This is a genomic window from Virgibacillus byunsanensis (assembly GCF_042675965.1).
Taxonomy (GTDB): domain Bacteria; phylum Bacillota; class Bacilli; order Bacillales; family Amphibacillaceae; genus Virgibacillus_R; species Virgibacillus_R byunsanensis.
In genome coordinates, this window is sequence record NZ_JBHTKJ010000034.1 from 49506 (window position 1) to 67200 (window position 17695).

Annotated in this window: 23 protein-coding genes and 1 tRNA gene; 13 read left to right on the forward strand and 11 right to left on the reverse strand. The window is 36.8% G+C overall.

Going from position 1 to position 17695, the window contains the following annotated elements; all coding sequences use genetic code 11:
- Positions 1 to 18: 18 nt before the first annotated feature.
- The 4 genes from ACFQ3N_RS12925 to ACFQ3N_RS12940 are packed head-to-tail and all read right to left on the reverse strand — an operon-like array spanning position 19 to position 2087.
- Positions 19 to 951, reverse strand: coding sequence for a pilus assembly protein TadG-related protein (locus ACFQ3N_RS12925; RefSeq protein ID WP_390362949.1), 933 nt, complete (start codon positions 949 to 951; stop codon positions 19 to 21).
- Positions 951 to 1331, reverse strand: coding sequence for a TadE family protein (locus tag ACFQ3N_RS12930; protein ID WP_390362950.1), 381 nt, complete (start codon positions 1329 to 1331; stop codon positions 951 to 953). The genes ACFQ3N_RS12925 and ACFQ3N_RS12930 overlap by 1 nt, the downstream gene beginning before the upstream one ends.
- Positions 1328 to 1837, reverse strand: coding sequence for an A24 family peptidase (locus tag ACFQ3N_RS12935; RefSeq protein WP_390362951.1), 510 nt, complete (start codon positions 1835 to 1837; stop codon positions 1328 to 1330). The genes ACFQ3N_RS12930 and ACFQ3N_RS12935 overlap by 4 nt, the downstream gene beginning before the upstream one ends.
- 55 nt (positions 1838 to 1892) lie before the next feature.
- Entirely contained in the window at positions 1893 to 2087 is a 195-nt protein-coding gene (locus ACFQ3N_RS12940) for a Flp family type IVb pilin (RefSeq protein ID WP_390362952.1), read from the reverse strand.
- A 223-nt stretch (positions 2088 to 2310) separates the two neighbouring features.
- On the opposite strand from ACFQ3N_RS12940, the gene ACFQ3N_RS12945 reads away from it, so the two are divergent.
- The 4 genes from ACFQ3N_RS12945 to ACFQ3N_RS12960 all read left to right on the forward strand — a co-directional run bounded on the left by ACFQ3N_RS12945 (position 2311) and on the right by ACFQ3N_RS12960 (position 5214).
- Positions 2311 to 2637 (forward strand): DUF192 domain-containing protein, encoded by a 327-nt coding sequence (locus ACFQ3N_RS12945; protein WP_390362953.1) that lies wholly within the window; start codon positions 2311 to 2313, stop codon positions 2635 to 2637.
- A 150-nt stretch (positions 2638 to 2787) separates the two neighbouring features.
- Entirely contained in the window at positions 2788 to 3690 is a 903-nt protein-coding gene (locus tag ACFQ3N_RS12950) for a TadE/TadG family type IV pilus assembly protein (protein ID WP_390362954.1), read from the forward strand.
- Positions 3691 to 3954: 264 nt separating this feature from the next.
- Positions 3955 to 5028: a sulfite oxidase gene (locus tag ACFQ3N_RS12955; RefSeq protein WP_390362955.1), complete on the forward strand. Its 1074-nt coding sequence runs from the start codon at positions 3955 to 3957 to the stop codon at positions 5026 to 5028.
- 66 nt (positions 5029 to 5094) lie between these two features.
- Entirely contained in the window at positions 5095 to 5214 is a 120-nt protein-coding gene (locus ACFQ3N_RS12960; RefSeq protein ID WP_390362956.1) for a DUF4023 domain-containing protein, read from the forward strand.
- Between the two features lie 57 nt (positions 5215 to 5271).
- Here ACFQ3N_RS12960 and ACFQ3N_RS12965 read toward each other — a convergent pair whose 3' ends face one another.
- Together ACFQ3N_RS12965 and ACFQ3N_RS12970 are read right to left on the reverse strand one after the other, a co-directional pair.
- The gene (locus ACFQ3N_RS12965; RefSeq protein WP_390362957.1) at positions 5272 to 5709 is read right to left on the reverse strand and encodes a CBS domain-containing protein; all 438 of its coding nucleotides are present in this window, start codon (positions 5707 to 5709) and stop codon (positions 5272 to 5274) included.
- An 85-nt stretch (positions 5710 to 5794) separates the two neighbouring features.
- Positions 5795 to 5869, reverse strand: a tRNA-Asn gene (locus ACFQ3N_RS12970).
- A 273-nt stretch (positions 5870 to 6142) separates the two neighbouring features.
- Here ACFQ3N_RS12970 and ACFQ3N_RS12975 point away from each other — a divergent pair.
- From ACFQ3N_RS12975 to ACFQ3N_RS12990, 4 genes are all read left to right on the forward strand, one after another.
- Entirely contained in the window at positions 6143 to 6889 is a 747-nt protein-coding gene (locus tag ACFQ3N_RS12975) for a hypothetical protein (protein WP_390362958.1), read from the forward strand.
- Between the two features lie 32 nt (positions 6890 to 6921).
- Positions 6922 to 8151, forward strand: coding sequence for a polysaccharide deacetylase family protein (locus ACFQ3N_RS12980; RefSeq protein WP_390362959.1), 1230 nt, complete (start codon positions 6922 to 6924; stop codon positions 8149 to 8151).
- A 21-nt stretch (positions 8152 to 8172) separates the two neighbouring features.
- On the forward strand, positions 8173 to 9087 hold the full coding sequence (locus tag ACFQ3N_RS12985; RefSeq protein ID WP_390362960.1) for a peptidoglycan DD-metalloendopeptidase family protein: 915 nt from the start codon (positions 8173 to 8175) through the stop codon (positions 9085 to 9087).
- A gap of 110 nt (positions 9088 to 9197) precedes the next feature.
- Positions 9198 to 9620: a bactofilin family protein gene (locus tag ACFQ3N_RS12990; protein WP_390362961.1), complete on the forward strand. Its 423-nt coding sequence runs from the start codon at positions 9198 to 9200 to the stop codon at positions 9618 to 9620.
- 80 nt (positions 9621 to 9700) lie between these two features.
- Here ACFQ3N_RS12990 and tnpB read toward each other — a convergent pair whose 3' ends face one another.
- Positions 9701 to 10876: an IS200/IS605 family element RNA-guided endonuclease TnpB gene (gene tnpB / locus ACFQ3N_RS12995; protein ID WP_390362962.1), complete on the reverse strand. Its 1176-nt coding sequence runs from the start codon at positions 10874 to 10876 to the stop codon at positions 9701 to 9703.
- Positions 10877 to 11066: 190 nt separating this feature from the next.
- Complete coding sequence (locus tag ACFQ3N_RS13000) at positions 11067 to 11825, reverse strand: hypothetical protein (RefSeq protein ID WP_390362963.1); 759 nt, start codon at positions 11823 to 11825, stop codon at positions 11067 to 11069.
- Positions 11826 to 11890: 65 nt separating this feature from the next.
- On the opposite strand from ACFQ3N_RS13000, the gene ACFQ3N_RS13005 reads away from it, so the two are divergent.
- The 4 genes from ACFQ3N_RS13005 to ACFQ3N_RS13020 all read left to right on the forward strand — a co-directional run bounded on the left by ACFQ3N_RS13005 (position 11891) and on the right by ACFQ3N_RS13020 (position 13636).
- Entirely contained in the window at positions 11891 to 12079 is a 189-nt protein-coding gene (locus ACFQ3N_RS13005) for a hypothetical protein (RefSeq protein ID WP_390362964.1), read from the forward strand.
- A gap of 242 nt (positions 12080 to 12321) precedes the next feature.
- Positions 12322 to 12510, forward strand: coding sequence for an H-type small acid-soluble spore protein (locus ACFQ3N_RS13010; RefSeq protein WP_390362965.1), 189 nt, complete (start codon positions 12322 to 12324; stop codon positions 12508 to 12510).
- 20 nt (positions 12511 to 12530) lie between these two features.
- Positions 12531 to 12713, forward strand: a complete 183-nt coding sequence (locus ACFQ3N_RS13015) for an H-type small acid-soluble spore protein (RefSeq protein ID WP_390362966.1) — start codon at positions 12531 to 12533, stop codon at positions 12711 to 12713.
- Between the two features lie 89 nt (positions 12714 to 12802).
- Positions 12803 to 13636 (forward strand): CAP domain-containing protein, encoded by an 834-nt coding sequence (locus ACFQ3N_RS13020; protein ID WP_390362967.1) that lies wholly within the window; start codon positions 12803 to 12805, stop codon positions 13634 to 13636.
- 41 nt (positions 13637 to 13677) lie between these two features.
- On the opposite strand, the gene ACFQ3N_RS13025 is transcribed toward ACFQ3N_RS13020, so the two are convergent.
- The gene (locus tag ACFQ3N_RS13025) at positions 13678 to 14298 is read right to left on the reverse strand and encodes a YpjP family protein (RefSeq protein WP_390362968.1); all 621 of its coding nucleotides are present in this window, start codon (positions 14296 to 14298) and stop codon (positions 13678 to 13680) included.
- A gap of 167 nt (positions 14299 to 14465) precedes the next feature.
- Between ACFQ3N_RS13025 and ACFQ3N_RS13030 the strand changes: the two genes are divergently transcribed.
- Positions 14466 to 14960, forward strand: a complete 495-nt coding sequence (locus ACFQ3N_RS13030) for a GNAT family N-acetyltransferase (protein WP_390362969.1) — start codon at positions 14466 to 14468, stop codon at positions 14958 to 14960.
- A gap of 67 nt (positions 14961 to 15027) precedes the next feature.
- Here ACFQ3N_RS13030 and ACFQ3N_RS13035 read toward each other — a convergent pair whose 3' ends face one another.
- Positions 15028 to 15447 (reverse strand): universal stress protein, encoded by a 420-nt coding sequence (locus ACFQ3N_RS13035; RefSeq protein ID WP_390362970.1) that lies wholly within the window; start codon positions 15445 to 15447, stop codon positions 15028 to 15030.
- A 14-nt stretch (positions 15448 to 15461) separates the two neighbouring features.
- Positions 15462 to 16910 carry a SulP family inorganic anion transporter gene (locus ACFQ3N_RS13040; RefSeq protein ID WP_390362971.1) on the reverse strand — a complete coding sequence of 483 codons (1449 nt, stop codon included), beginning with the start codon at positions 16908 to 16910 and terminating at the stop codon, positions 15462 to 15464.
- Positions 16911 to 17695 lie beyond the last annotated feature (785 nt).

The following is a 17695-nucleotide window of genomic DNA, read 5'->3' on the forward strand; positions in this document are numbered from 1 at the left end:
ACCTGCTTTATTTTAGTTTTAATTTATTAGTTTTACTCCGGAAATTCCGTAGTCTTCTCCCCCGGGTTCGAACGTTCCACCTCTGACGTAATCTATAAAACGCCCAGTTACACCCTTATCATTTCCGTTTGGGTTTACTGCTTCAATCCAAATAGCAGCAAAACCAACTATCCTCACCATTGACTTTCCATTTACTTCAAACTCTTCCACGAGAGGGACAGTTATGATTCGATTGCATGTATTATCGGCTGTTGAATACTGTTGACAATGTGGTTTGTCATTATCTTCTTCAATACGATATTCAAACCCAGACCTCACATTCCCCCAAGATAAACCAGTTTTCGTCCACTCAAACTCCTCATTTACTTCCCGCTTCGCCCCATACATAATTCCTTCCTTTAAATCATTTCCACCAGGTCCATCAATCGCAAGAAATCCAAAATTCCCGCTAATGGATGAATTATTTGGATTCCCAGCCTGAAAATGTAACGGATATTCAGCTCCAGGGGAATACTCTCCTTCTTCGAGTGCTACTGGTACTATTCCCTCACCTGCAGTTAACGTATTTTGTATTTGAGCTTCAGCAATTGCACTTACATCAGAATTCTCAAAACCAAATATCCTGGCAAACATTAGTTCTTTGTTTACTGTCGTATGTATTTTAATAGTGTCTACTTCAGTTGTTACGTCATCTTCCGGGATCGTGAATCCGTTATCCGATGCAAGGTCAATTGCTACCTCTTCAGCTTTTACCTCTGATACCGTTAACACTTGCGCACCTCCAAGTACTGCAGCATCCAACGATTTTTGCAGGCTGCTTTTCTCAAAATATAAGCCACCTACATCTACTACAAATGCTGTGAACCCGACTAACATAAACATACTAAGAGCCACCATGATCATCGCAATTCCACTTTGTTCTCTAAAAATAGCTTTAGTCTTATTTTTCATCATTCCACCCTCATAACAGTTGTATCTTCCAAATCAAATTCTTCAATAATCTGACCAATAATTGGCGTTAAAAAGTCAACTGGGTATGATAATGTAATTGTCACGTCACTACCACTATCCCGATTTTCCTTACCTTCCGGTGAAATTGTAATTTCTAACTTATCTTCATCCAATCCACTAGTGGCATCTATAATCCTTGATTCAATCACATCATCCTCCGTTCCAATCGTCGCTACCCTTGCCGCTTCCCTACCCGCATGGTCGAGAGTTAAATACGCGTGAAAAATTCTACCGAAATCGGTGATACCGAATAGTAGAATTAATAAAATCGGCAGAATTAAAGCTGTTTCTACTAATGATTGACCTTTTTGTGATTTCATAGATTTGCCTCCATTAAGAATGTCAATAATGCACCTAGTGCAATTGGAATTGCATATGGGATGGAAACAGGTTGTTTTGTATCACTAGGAACTTGCAGCGATCCTTTTGTTCCTTTTAGATATAATATGGAAAACAACATGCTTTTTAGTGTGAAACCGAATTGTCTTCTTTTGATTAAAATAATTAATGAAATAAGTCCTCCAATAATCGCAGCATAAACTCCTGTATAGAGAACAAACATTGTGCCCTTCCAAGCACCAACAGCTGCAAGTAGTTTTACATCTCCTGCTCCGATGCCTCCCATTATAAATGGGATGAACAGCAGCCCAAGTCCAACTAGAAATCCTAGACCACTGAAAATAAATCCGTCTAAACTAGTCGTAAACCAATGGTAAATTAATGCGACCAATATAGCTGGTAGTGTTACCATGTTCAATATTTTTCTGTTACGTAGATCTGTAATTGTGGAGATGATTAAGATGAGGAAAACTGCTAAATTAGCCATATAACTATCTCCTTTTTATTTAATAAGCCCTGCCGAAGCAGGGCTATTATTTGGTTTAGTTACCACCACTATCTTGAACACCTTCAATTAATCCAAGTTTATCTGTAATTGCCTCAAAAACATCGGTTAATTGATCACCTAACAAAATTACAACAGTAATTACCGCCACTGCAATCAACCCCACCAACAACCCATACTCCGTTAATGCCTGTCCTTCTTCTTCTTTGAAAAGTCTAACTAAATGATTCATAAATAAATTCCTCCTAAAGTTTTAATCGTTCTATATCAAGAACATAAACCGATTATATCTTGTCCTTTGTTCGTTTTAAAATCCCAAATTTGTTCGTTTGTTCTATATAAAGGTCTATTTTCTTTCCAAATCGCCGTTTTCCTCATTCTTTCGTACAATTTCGTTTTTTATTAAGAATATTATATTCTATATAATGAACAAAAAGGCGGAAAGGGGTTTGTTTATGAAAAGTAATGAAAAAAGCTTGAGGTTAAAGATAAAACACGCTGATAATTACTGGGCAAGATTAAGAGGTCTTTTGTTTTACAAGAATCCTATTAAAGAAGAAGGACTACTTATTACACCTTGTAACTCCGTTCACATGTTATTTATGCGATTTGCGATTGATGTTGTTTTTCTAGATCAATCAAATACCGTCGTAAAAGTAGTTCCAAATTTAAAACCATGGAGAATCGTTCTTCCAGTAATCACTGCACATGCTGCTCTTGAATTACCGACTGGTACTATTAAAAACAGGGAAATCTGTGAGGGAGACAAGATTCTTATATAGAAAGTCCGGGTGAAACTTAGAGAACATTTGAATCCAAAATTGATTCATTGTGTATTGTATATAAGATGTAAAAAAGGTATAATATTCTCAATAAAGAACAAAACGAAATGATTATCTCAATTAGAACAATTTAGCGAGAGGAGGGTATTGTTGAAGAAGTTGATCAGAGAAGAAAGTGGACAATCACTTATCATGGTTGCGATTTTTTTAATAGTATTGGTAGGCTTTGCGGGTTTAGCTATTGATGGTGGTAGGCTGTACCTTGCTAAGTCTCAGCTCCAGAAGGCGGTTGATGCAGCTGCACTTGCTGGGGGAGATGTAATAGTGGATGGAGTGATAGCTAGTGAAACCTATAATCATACAGACTCTAAATTACTGGCTGAAGAAATTGCAGAAACGAATTACGATAATGGTGCATACGTCACAACATTTCCAGGAGAAGGTAATGTTATTCAGGTGAGCGGAGAAGAAAATATTTCGTTAATGCTGATGCCAGTTCTAGGATTAAATCAGTCAAAGGTTAGTGCTGCATCACAGGTTAAGGTAGGACAATTAAATAGTGTTGGAGAAGGTGTAGTCGTACCGATTGGAATTGGACTAAATCAACCTCTTGAATTCGGTGAAATATGGGAACTTAATGACGACCCTGGCGAAGGTGAACAGGGGTGGTATAACTTTCTAGACTTTTCTTTTATTGACCCTGAACCAGACAATAGTGGGAATAGTGCTCTTGGGTCCTATATTGAAGATGGGTCACCTGCACCAGTTTACATTGGTCAAGAACTACATGTTCAAGAAGGGGCATCAAGTAAAAGTAATAATGTTACATCTGCAGTTGAAGCAAGAGCAGGGGAAATCATTTACGTTCCGATTATTGAGCAGGACCCAGACGATCCTAAGAAGGTAATTGTGCAGGGATTCGCAGCATTCGAGCTAATGGCTGGTTATGACGGTCATGCTATACAAGCAAAATTCATTCAAACAGTCACACCAGGTGAAATTGGTGATGAAATTTCTGAATATGGAACGTATGCATCTAAGTTAATCCTGTAAATTAGCTCATCATATTTCCCAAAAGAAGAGAAGTCCTCAACTAGCAGGACTTCTCTTCTTTATAGGAATCTATAGTTTTTTTCTTTTAATTCCTCGACAACACCTCGACCCGCTTCTCTCCCAGAAAACAAACACCCTCCAAGAAACGTCCCTTCCAATACGCGATTTATTTCCAAATAACCTATATAGTCATTTAAGTGTAATTTAAGTAGGACATGTTTACCCTGCATATATATGATTATCAATTCATATAGGAGGCTTTACATGTCCAGAGACCCCTTCTCCTTTAATAATCCTTATTTAATTACCCGAAGCTTGTATCCGGAAAATCAGGAAACGCCGATTCACTTTATTCCTTCCAATCACACACCTGACCATTTGTTTTTTAGGCGTAATCATTTTCCATATCCGACATTAAATCAGTCGCGTTTTTGGATACCCATAGGCGGTTCTGTTTTGAATCCGACCATTTTTTCAAACTATGATCTCCTGAAGTTACCTTCTAAAACCGTAAACACAGTCCTGGAATGCGCAGGAAATAAACGTAACTTTTTTGAACCTAACGTATTTGGGGAGCAATGGGAAAAAGGTGCGACTAGTATGGGAAAGTGGAAAGGTGTGTCCTTAGGAACCTTATTTGAAATTACAGGTCTGGAAAAAGATGCGAAAGAAGTAATTGTGGAAGGCTATGATTACGGAAATCGAACTGATTTGGATCAGATATATACGTATACAAGAAGTTTACCCTTGGAAAAAGCACTACATCCTGACACCATTATTGCTTACGAATACAATGATAAACCCATTCCTTTCAAGCATGGTTTTCCGTTTAGACTGGTGGTACCCAACTGGTATGCAATGGCTTCGGTAAAGTGGATCAAGCAAATAAACATTATTAATACGACCTTTGAAGGACCCTTTCAAACAGTCGATTATGTGTATTATCCGAAGAAAGAAAATGATGAAGGATCTTTTCTAGTTACAATTAATAATGTAAATTCCACTATTCAACAACCGTTACATATGGAGAAGCTGGAAACGGGCAGACACATGATCAAAGGCATTGCCTGGACGGGAAAGGGCGAGATTACAACAGTTGAGATTAGTACGGATGGTGGTGAAACCTGGTCAAATGCTGCCATTGCACATACTGATGGTGTTCATGATTATACGTGGTCTACCTGGTCATTTGACTGGATGGTTTCTGAAAAAGGGGAATTTACCATTTTGTCCAGAGCTCGGGATTCATATGACAGGGTTCAACCACCCAATCCATTTTGGAATCAAAAAGGATATGGCTATAACGCAATTGACCAAATAAAGGTAAAAGTTGAATAATATGCATGTTTAAAATCTGATTGGTTAAAATATAAACTATAACACTCTATACAAGGAGCGAATCCGATGGAAGATACGCATGAGTTTGTGGAGAGATTTAATGAAAATAAGAAGAAATCAGAACGTAATAAAAAGCGTCAAGGCAAAAGAAATCCAGCTCAGAAACTACCTGGTAAACGCCACTAATAAGAATGAAACCCCAAAGGGAGGGAATCCTTTGGGGTTTCTTTTTTTGTGTACGTCTTATTTTTGCGGTGCAGATGGTGTCGAAATGCTCGTTAGTGCTACTTCAGCATCGTGATCATACTGGTTATCCACAGCTAAATCACCTAATGCAACCATTCCTACAAGTTGTCCGTTTTCCACAATTGGCAAACGGCGGATTTGTTGTTGTGCCATTAATTCTGCTGCTTGATGAATGTCCATTCCTGGTTCCCCTTGCACAATTTGCTGTGCAGTCATCACTTGAGAGATCGGTGTTTGTGCAGCTTGGCCTTGAGCTGTTGTACGCAAGGTTATATCGCGGTCCGTTATAATACCTACCATTTGTCCATTATTGTTAACAACTGGTAATGACCCTATATTACTGTCACTCATAATGGCAGCTGCTTCTTGCACAGATTGTGTCTCATTAACGGTAAATACACTCGTCGTCATGATGTTGCGTAGTTGTTTATCCATAAAAAAACCTCCCTTTCACTTCTAGGGTGGTCCTTATGGTAAATTATATTAGTGGTAAAATTCACCCATAACTTTTTATGAATAATGGCTCCACAGGCAGGAGTCGAACCTGCGACCGATCGGTTAACAGCCGAGTGCTCTACCTCTGAGCTACTGTGGAATGTTTTTTTAGCTTACATATTTTTACCTCTTTAGCTATGGAATGTAACATAAATTATTATGATGCTTTTAATGAGAAAATATACACATTTATGTAAATGAAGCAGCAGATATATTCCAATTTAATCACTAAATTGACAAAATTCAAGAAAAAACAGCATTTTTATTAACAAAATCCCCCACTTAACCGATTTAAGAGGAAGGGATTATTTTTTGTACTTATTTTATCTACTCAAGATTTAACTTATACATTATAACTACGGGAGATGATATTGTGACCAAAGAAACAGAGAAGAAAGGGATGGGTTGGTTTAAAGGCGTTCTTTCCAACCAGAATCAAGATGATCAGCCTACTGTAGAACCACAAATTTCAACCGAAAGCAGAGATGAGCAAATCATTAACGAAAAAGAGACAGAGCAAGCGGATACAACAAGTGAAAACCATTTATTTACAAAGGATAATCAGGAAAAAGTAACATTGGACATGATTGTTTCTTTGGAAAATATGTTAAAGGATCGTCAATTAATTGTTTATAAAAACACCGATCTAGAAGAGCAATTAAATGCAGCGAATGATACGATTACACGTTTCAAGCATGACCAGGTGAAAAAGGATCAGCTTATACAAGAAAGAGATAGGGAAATACGTGATCTTGAAAGTAATCTTACCGATAAACAAATGAGCTATGATCAGCTTCTTGAAGATTATAAAGAATATCAGACCACTTCAAATAATGAATATCAAAAGATTTCAAACCAACTAGACAAAGAAACACATAAATACAATAAACTAAATGAAGAATCCACCAAAGCTCAATACCAAGGTATGTTAAAGATTAAAGAACTTGAAGAGAAAGTTAGAGATCTTGAAATAGAAAATCAAAAATACGCTGAACAAAATCACACTATACTTAATGAAAAAGATGAATTAATGCAGACTATTAACGATTTCACAGAACGAATGTCCTTTTCTTTTTCACCGAAGACAACTGCTTCTCATTCTTCTGATTCATCCGAGTAAAGCGGCGTCATTCAGTAAAGAAAGGGGTAGTCATGTCAGTCTATTATACAAAACTAATTGAACTTTTATCTGTTGATATTAAATCTGATATAGTCTTTTTACGATGTAGATTATCAGTTGAAGAAGATGTAGAATTGCTTTGGGAGATTGACAAAGACACGGCTGATCATTTACAAGCCGCAACGACATTTGATGGCAGTTATAAATACAGATTATCTTTTCACAGTTCCTGGGATATGGTTAAAAAGCAGCATATTAGTTTTTTAACGAGAACTTACCGGGATAAAAGTGACAGGATTTATTTTCCAAGTTCAGAGGAATTTACAAACGCATTAAATACCATAAAGCAGATCCAACAAATAAGTGATATTCAAAACTTATCTTTTTTAACTGTGCATCAACCTCCAAAGGAACATACAAAACAAGAGAAAGTTGAACTAAAACCAAAAAAATTAAATGGCAGATTTTTATGGTCAGCCGTAGCTATAATTAGTGTTACCTCCACTATATTGCTTGGATATTCAGGTCATGCTTACTTGAGTAAGAGCGATGATGATCAAACACTTGCCAAGGCTGAGATAGTAAATATCGATGTTGCTTCCTTACAAGAACAAAAAGAGACTTCACCAATTATAGAATCCGCAGCTGAAAAGAATACATCTGATGAACCTGATCTTCCGTTTGTAGAACTTGATGAGGGACTATCCTACAGTATTCCAGATGGTAATGTTGCACTTACGTTTGACGACGGTCCTTCCGAATATTCTTTAGAAATTATGGAAGTGTTAAAAGAATACCAAGTTGGAGGAACATTCTTCTTTACAGGAATTAATATGAAGAAACATCCTGATTACGTGCGGCTTGTGAATGATAACGGGTTTTCTATTGGCAGTCATTCGATGAATCACGTAAATGTTTCTGGCCTTTCTTATGAAAAACAAGAAAGTGAGTTACTGCAATCAACACAATTAATAGAAGAAATTACGGATGAAAAAGTGACTCTTTTCAGACCACCTTATGGAGCGAAAAGTGATCTAACATTAGACGTAGTAAAAAAACATGAAAACAAAATGGTACTTTGGGATAAGGACCCAGAAGATTGGAAAGATCATGATGCAAGTCGACTATTTGATTACGTCCATAACACGGATATATCTGGTTCCATTATTCTGTTTCATGAATCCCAAGCTGTAATAGATGTTTTACCACAAATAATTGAGTATTTGCATGAACAAGAGCTACAAATTGTGAACCTAAAATAACCAAGGAGGGTTGAGGAGAAAGTGAAAAGAAAAAGATTTCAGTTAAAAACGCTAACCTTTACCATCCTTTCAAATGAAGCCAATAAGGTTGTCACCCGTTTTCGATTACCGAAAATTATTATTCATATACTGTTTCTTTTCGTTATCGTTCCCAGCACACTTTTATTTTACTTTATAACGATAAATTCTCATCAGCAACAGGAAAACGCCGAGCTATCAGAAGTTTTGAATTCAGAAGAAAATAAAACTGCGGAATTACAAGAAAAAGTAGATGAATTGGAAGCGAACAGAACCAAAGTCCAACTCAAAATGGAAGAGCTGAACCAACTGGAATCACAGATCAAAGAATACATGACAGAGCTTCCGTTTGATTTAGCACCCAGCGGCGGAATTAGTATAACCTTACCAGAAGACGAGATGGTGGAAAATAGTATAGACGAAGATATTACTCCTGATATACAGTCCAAATTGATTGATCAGTATAAACAAACCATTTCTGATATGGAAACAACAAACAATAAGCTAAAACATATCCCAACAGTCTGGCCAACAAATTCTTATACGATCACATCAGATTTCGGCATCCGTGATGATCCTTTTAATAGATCTTCCTCTTTACACACGGGTATTGATATTAGAGGGAAAACGGGAGAGTCTGTTTATGCCAGTGCAGATGGTATCGTTACCTTAGCAACATATAATGGGGGATATGGAAACTCCATAATCGTTCGTCATTCAAATACATACAAAACCCTATATGCCCATCTTTCAGATATAAAAGTTGAACTTGGAGATTCCGTTAAAAAAGGTGATCATATTGGTTCAATTGGAAGTACCGGGAGAAGTACCGGGCCACATCTCCATTTTGAAGTTATTAAAGATGCAGAACCAATAGACCCTAACCCTTTTTTAAACACATTCGATAAACAACACTAACTATTTTAGAAAACTTGGCTTATCGCCAAGCCTTTATGGCGAGAGCCTTAGTTACACTTATGCAGTAGGAAGTATAATACTTTCTTATCTGCCAAGAAAGGAAACTGCAAATGTTAACAGATAAAAAAGAAAAGAAAGAAAAAATGGTTGAGACTATTATTGGCCCAGAAACAGTAATTGAAGGTAAAATAAAACTCCCAACAAGTCTTCGTATTGATGGGAAAATTTATGGGGAAGTCGAATGCCAGGGTGACATCTTCATTGGAAAAGATGGCTACGTCGAACCAACAATCAAAGCAAAAAACATCAATATTGCCGGTGAAGTAAGAGGAGATTTATACACCACAGAAAAAGTGTACGTTCAGCCTAAAGGAAAACTAATAGGAAGCGCTACATCGAAAGGGATTGTTATCGATGACGGTGGAATATTCAGTGGAGAAAGTACAATCGTTGAAGATGAGAAAGATGTTAAATCTAAAAAAAAGGACACCAAAAACAATAATAAAAAGGATAAGCAAGTTGCTAACTATTGAACTACCCACCACTTATCGACCTTGCGGTCTGATTGAAGTGGGGGATTCCTAAGAACACCAGCGTAACCGCTGGTTATTGATTAGGCTATCCCCGTAGTCCCTACGGTTAGAAGCCTTATAGCCTCATTTTTAAGATTTAATCCTGCGTTAATATCGCGGTCGTGGAATGTTTTGCACGAAGGACATTTCCATTCTCTTAACCCTCGATCTTTAACGTCTTTATTCTTGTAGCCACAATACGAACATAGTTGAGAACTCGGAAAGGTTTTACCTACTTCTACTACTGATTTACCGTACCACTCAGCCTTGTATTTCAACATCGTCTTGAATTGATACCAGGAAACGTCAGCGATCGCTTTAGCACTCCTCTTATTTTTCATCATGTTGGATACTTGCAGATTCTCTATTCCGATTACATCGTGGTTTTTGATGATATCCGTAGAGGTCTTATGTAAGAAATCAGTACGCTTGTTTTCGATTTTCTCATGAATTCTGGCAACCTTTGTTTTTTGTTTATACCAGTTGTTTGAACCAATGACACGTCTTGATAGTATCTGTTGGGCTTTTATGAGCTTTTCTTCTAAGGACTTGAAATAGCGGTTATTTTTATATTTCGTGCCATCTGAAAGGATAGCGAAGTCCTTTAATCCTACATCAACACCTGTACTAGAATTTGTTTTAATTAATTCGCTTACTTCTGTTTCTGCAACGATAGATACAAAGTACTTTCCGCTTGGATTACGTCTAATCGTCGCATTGATAATACGACCATCTATTTCACTACTCTTGGCATAACGAACGAGCCCGAGCTTTGGTAGCTTGATATGCTTTTCTAAAACATCCATATTGCCGTTCGTTTGTTTCGTGGTATAAGACTGCACGTTATTCTTTTTACTTTTAAAGTGAGGTGCTTTAGTTTGTTTTTTATAATAGCGTTGATACCCGTCAGCTAAATTTTCAACTGACTTTTGTAGTGAAATACTGTCTACCTCTTTCAAAAAAGGGTAGTTCTCTTTCAATTGACGAACTGCTTTCACCGATTCATATTTATGGAAAAACTCACCTTTCCAGTTGTTTGATGGTAATTGACCATTTTGTTTCATCTCTTCAGCGATATACCAAAAGGCATCTTTTTCTTTCTGTTTGGCGAGAAAGAAGTTGAAAACAAATCTAGAACAACCAATCGTTTTATGAATCAACTCTATCTGCTTCTTATTCGGGAAAATGCGGAACTTAAAAGCCTTTTTTACTAGCATGATTTCACCTCATTTTACAGGAACATTTGTTCTAATTATAGCACGCTGAGGTTCGTTTTGGCTATCGCCAACCGCCATTCATCTCCCCCTTATCGCTGAGCTAAAGCCCTTCCCGCGCTTGAAGATGGAGTCTTCTGTCTGATGATAAAAGACGATACTGAATTTTAACAGTATCGTCTTACGTATTTCATCATTCATACTCTTTTTTATTCTCCACTTTTTTCGCATCTTCATAAAAAAACGTTAACGGTTGATCAGAGCCATTTACTAACTTATAAACAAAGGAGGAAGTAAGGCTGTAGCTATTCTCAATTTTTTCTGCTAAAAAATTGGCTCTTTCGAACAGGATGGAACGTATATTATTAATTTGCCTGAAGGTCTTTTCCAATAGTGCTTCCTGGTTTTCCAACTGGCTTATTACTTGATCTTGATTTTCATCTTGTTTGGTAAGTTGATTTGACATATCCTTGTGGAGGTTAAAAAGTTCATGCATTTGTACGGAGATTTGCTTGTGAGAAGACCCATAATTCTCCAACTGATTGACAATTTGTTGATTGGATTGACTTAAAACAGTTATTTCTTCCATGATCTCTTTTTTTAGTACACTTTCGTTTTCCAATATTCCTTTTAGCTTTGTATTATTTTTATCTAACATGGTTAACCACTCCATAGCTTGTCGTTCGAAATTTTCATGCTTCACATTACGCTCTTTTAAATCATTTAGCTGTTTACCAATATCTTTCCATTTGCTTGCCTGATTATTTTGGTTTTGTTTATGTTGGATCTTTATTTCACGAAAAGCTTCTAGTAATGAATCATTTACCTCTTTCTGCTCTTTTACCAATTCAGAAAAAAAATCATATTTAAAGTACCCTTGATTTGGCTCATTAATAGGTTTTTTGTTTTTAAAAACTTCTGGGTGCTCACTAGTATTCACAAATAACCCCATGTTTGTTCACATCCCTTTATTGTATGATTGTATTATCCTATGCATTTATCACGTATACGCGACATTTGAAAATAATAGTGGGACTTTTTCTATTCCTAAACGTCATAATTAATACACTGGAGGAAGTAATGCCAACTACTCCTGACTTGCAACAAGATAATATGGTACAACCACTATTAATTTCAGCGATAAATGAAAAAGGTGAACCCGGTGCATTTCCTCAGCGTGGTAGTGGTCCTGATAGCAGGGTTTGACATTTTCTTAACTGCATTTGTGGAATCATCACAAGTTGATATCACCGTTGAGAACTTATTGTATAAGGTGTTAATTAATGAATCGATAAGCTTCCCTGTCTCCTATGAAAATTAAGTAGAAATCGCTTTGCAAAACCACTCCTTAAAATGGAGTGGTTTTCCATTTTTTTATTCTGACATGTGTCGTATATTTGATCCAATTGAAGCAAAAAATACACTAAGACGATAGAAAGGAGGAAGTTATGGACAGCCAGCGAGCACAACAAATTATCGAGTCGCCTACTATGATAAACGTAAACTACAATGGAATTCCTGTTTATATTCAAGAGGTACATTCAAGTGATAAAACTGCTACCATTTTCCCTCTTGATGAGATGGATCACGAACAAAAGGTGGAATTAGACGGTCTAGTTGAACAAGAGTCACACTAAAATTAATGGAGGTTCTGTAAATGCATAGACAACGTGCAGAAGAGATCGCTCAATCAGCTGATATGAAAAATGTAACGTATAACGGACAATCAATTTATATTCAACGTGTTAATGAACGAAATGATACAGCAAGAATTTTCTCATTGGATGATCCGCAAAATGAATTCGAAGTACAGCTAGCAACACTTAATGAGGAGCAATAACCTATAGTCTCCTTTTGTCTTAAATTGCCATATATATTTATTAAATTAAAGGCAAAAATAAAGGCAAATAAGCAAAAGGAGATTTTCTTATGAAGATTAAAACACTATTTGTAGGCTTAGTTAGCTTACTTTTTATCATACTTGTTGCATGTGCAGATAATAATGAAGATGCGTTAGACCCACAAATTAACGAACAGGATAGAGAAGCAAACATATCCAATATTTTCACGGATCTCACAAGTGAAGAGTATCCACACACTCAACCGGTTAAGATACAGGACCGTATAGAAGCGAAGTATGAATTTAGGCGTTTTGGTGGGGATAACAACCAACAAAATAATACAAGGAATCAGCAAAACGATTCTTGGTGGCAAAATCAGCAACGAGAAAATGACAATCAAGGCGATGAACAGACGCAACAAAATCAAGATAATGAAAATCAACAACCACAGGCACAGCAAGATCAGCAGCAACAACAGCAACAGCAGGAACCTGAGGCTCAACAAGAACAACAACAGGATCAGCAACAGCAAACTGATGGGGATATGAATGAATTTGAGTCAACCGTTATCGACTTAACGAATGGTGAAAGAAGTCGAGTTGGTTTATCTGAATTACAGCCCGACACATCATTAGGTGAAGTGGCACGAGAAAAGTCTAGAGACATGGAAGACAAGGACTATTTCTCTCATACCAGCCCAACTTATGGTTCTCCATTTGATATGATGCGTGACTTTGGTGTTTCGTATCAAACAGCAGGTGAGAATATTGCACAGGGGCAACCAACACCACAGGAAGTTGTTGATGCATGGATGAATAGTCAAGGGCACCGGGAAAACATATTAAATGATAAGTTTACCCATATAGGTGTTGGCTATATAAAAAGCGGGCATCACTGGACACAGATGTTTATCGCTAAATAAGACAAAACGAGCACTTTCCAATAGGAAGTGCTCGTTTCTTATTAGGCCATCCATTTAGGTGGAATATTTTTATCCCAGAAAACCTCTCCGATTTCATGATGCTCTAAAAAACCATCCGTACTTACATGATAGTGGAAATTAAACCAGTATCCCTCTAACGGTCGCTTATCTCGTCGAACATGGAATTTAGCGATATCCTTATTTGTTCTAACATCATAAACATTAAATATCTTTTCCCCAAATCCTTTTGAGGGGCGTTCTGTTATTCCGTAATACACAGAATCATCTTCTGTTAAAATTGCTGCAAGTACTTCTTCCATATTGGAATAAATATCTGCCATAAATTCTTCGTCCATATGGTTAACAATTCTAGGGCCAAGTTTTGTAATTGTTTGTTCTTTCGCTTTTTCCGCCATGATCTGAATATAATAGTCATCATTTGATAATTCATCAGGTTCGTTATGATCCAGTGTAACGTCCATTTCATTTTCCCCAACAGGGTTCGAAATAGAGGTGAACACTTCTTCATTGAAATCTGATTTGGATGAATCAGCTGATTTACTTTCCTCAGCATTTGTATTTACATAGGCTGGCGGGATATACAATCCTAATGTCATAATTGCAACAAGGATAACGGATATCTTTCTCATCCAGATCTTCATATAGATTTCTCCTATTCGTATGTACTTATTAGAAATTTTACCACGTTAAAGTGAAATGTCTATACTATTTTAAATTTTATAACTAAATTGTCATATTTTATTAATCTATGGGTAAAAAAATGGTATGATTAATTAATTAAAAATTGTAATGATAGTAGGTGCGAACTATGGAATATCGTACTAGAGAAGATGTCCATTTACGGGATGTTACAAAAGAAGACCTTCATCCATTTTTTGAACAACAACTTGATTCTTCTGCAAACTATATGGCTGCCTTTACTTCTAAGGATCCTACTGACAAAGTTGCATTTATGAAACACTGGACAACAATTTTAGAAAACCAGAGCATGATTAAAAAGACGATATACTGCAAAGGGTGTGTAGTTGGCAATATAGTAAAGTTTAAACAGTTTGGTAAGCTCGGGGTTAGCTATTGGATTGGAAAAGAATATTGGGGTAAGGGGATTGCTACATATGCCTTATTAAACTTCCTGGAAATTGTTATAGACCGCCCACTTTATGCCCGTGCTGCTAAAGATAATGCTGCCTCTATTCGTGTGCTGGAAAAGTGCGGATTTAAAAAAGTTGGTGAGGATATAGGGTTTTCCAATGCTAGAAGTGAGGATGTTGAGGAATTTATTCTGAAGTTAGAAGGCCAATAACGGAAACCCAATTTGGCAGCTAATAAACCCTATCAATTTGTTTCTCAGATAGGGTTTTATTATTGTTTTATTTTACAATTAAAACAGGACATTTTGCTCGTTTCGCCACCTTATGACTCACACTACCCAGGACAAATTCCTGCAGTACATTCAATCCTCTACTACCGATCACAACAATTTCAAAGTCATTCTCGTTAGCGTATTCCACTATGACAGGCCCTGGATCTCCTTGAAAATTTTTGATTTCATAAGGAACTCCCGTTTCACGTGAAATTCTATCCACATCATCCATACGTTCCTTTTGTTTATCCCCTAAATCGGCTGAGTTCCAATTCTGTAGCACATTGGATTTCACTTTGTCATGATCGACAACGTAAATCACTTCAATTTTAGAATCCGGACTGCATTTAGCTATATTAAATGCATTTTCTGCCGCTCTCTTAGAGTGTTCAGACCCATCAGTTGCTAACAATATTTTTTTATACATCTTTTTGCCTCCCTTTAGTGACTACCTAGTTTATTGGCTAGTTTATTAACTAATTCGGTACTGTCCTTATTTAATCCTCTAACATTAACCATAATATTATTTTCTTTAAATTTAGATACGATTTTATCGACTGCTGCGACTGCTGAATCATCCCACAAATGGGAAGAACTCAAATCAATTTCAACACTCTCTACCTGTTCCTTGTAATCAAATTTTGGAATAAGTTCGGTAACAGAAGCAAAGAATAGTTCTCCTTTAACATAATATACTCTTTGGCTTTCTTCCAAGGTGCTCTCCACATTAACTTGGGAAATTTTAGATACAAAGAAGATCGCACTAAGTATAATTCCGGTAAATACTCCTATAGCTAAATTATGCGTTAAAACCACAGTTAGGACAGTGACAAGCATCACAATTGCATCACTTTTTGGTATTAGTTGAAGTGTGCGTATAGAGTTCCAATCAAATGTACTAATGGCAACCATAATCATGACCCCAGCGAGCGCTGCCATCGGAATCTGAACCACAATATCTCCAAGTACCACAATTAAAAACATTAAAAACACACCAGCTACTAATGAAGATAATCTGCCACTTCCACCTGACTTCACATTGATGACAGATTGTCCAATCATTGCGCACCCAGCCATCCCTCCAAAGAATCCCGTAACGATATTACTTATGCCTTGTCCTCTGCTTTCTGTATTCTTATCACTATCAGAATCTGTCATATCATCAACAATGGAAGCCGTTAATAATGATTCCAACAACCCGACCACTGCAAGACCTAGTGAATATGGAAAGATGATCATAATGGTTTCAATCGTTAGGGGAATATCGGGGATAAGAAATAGGGGTAGTGTTTGTGATATAGTCCCCATATCTCCTACATTTCTAACTCCATAGTTCATAAATAAGACAATTGCCGTTATGGAAACGATCGCAACTAATGTAGAAGGAACGGCTTTTGTTAGATAGGGAAATAAGTATATAATCGCTAACGTTAATCCGACTAAAACATAAATGATCCAGCCTTCTCCTTGAAAATGCTGCAGTTGTGAGGTGAAAATCATAATAGCTAAAGCATTTACAAATCCAACCATCACAGACCTTGGAATGAACTTCATATACTTCGCTAATTTAAACACGCCAAATATAATTTGAATAATTCCTGTCAAAATGGTTGCTGCTAAGAGATATTGAACACCATGCTCACTAACCAAGTCTATGAACAATAATGCCATTGCACCTGTAGCACCTGAAATCATACCAGGCCTTCCTCCAATGAATGCAATCACAACCGCAATCGTAAATGATGCATATAAGCCAACCATTGGATCCACACCCGCTATTATCGAAAAGGCAATTGCTTCTGGTATCAAAGCTAAGGCAACAACTATACCCGAAAGAACATCACCCTTAGCATTTCCAAACCATGTCTGTTGATATGAAAGTTTGTCCATCTTTATTCCTCCCTCCATTGTATTATGATCAATTTTAGGATTCACATGAGGGATGAATTAGAATTATTGGTCTTAGAACAAAAGTGCAAGTACCTTGAAAGACACGACAAGCATAAGCAGGCTGCGTAGTGTGGATGCCTTTACCCAAGTCGAACTGCTTATGTCACCGAGTGTCTAAGCGCTGGAGCTGGACGCGGCCGATTCTGTAGATAAATGTACAAAGCTTTCAAGTTTTATTCTTTACTGATCAAAAATGTCCTTCCTATTATTACACTAGGCAGGACATTTCGTTTCCTTTTACTTGATATTTAATCAACCCTTTGACTTAATTTTTAAGATAGTACTCAATCCCTAATTACACTAAATATTCATTGATTTATTAATGGTAACACTTAAATGGATCAATATCAGATATGGAATTATCTAGTAGTAGGAAAGTCTTTTGAATAATGTATTTTAGGGTGACATCTGAAAATGCCTATAAACATATGTACACAACACCCATGTATAAATAATAAACAAGATGACTGGTAATGGTATCCGTATCATGTTTCCCCCCCCCCCAATAATAATTATTTAACGTACTTCTGAAAGAAGTCTCCCTCTTCAAGTGTGTGAAGGGCGTAGCCCAACGGTAAGGGGGAGATGAATTTCGGTGGGGGTGACAGCCCAAAGGCTTTTTCTTTTGCTTTTTTTGTCCAGTATGGTATAATCAGTGTTATAAAGTATAAGGATTGATATAACAATGAAATTAGACAGCAATAATCATTCAGTATTCTTGATGT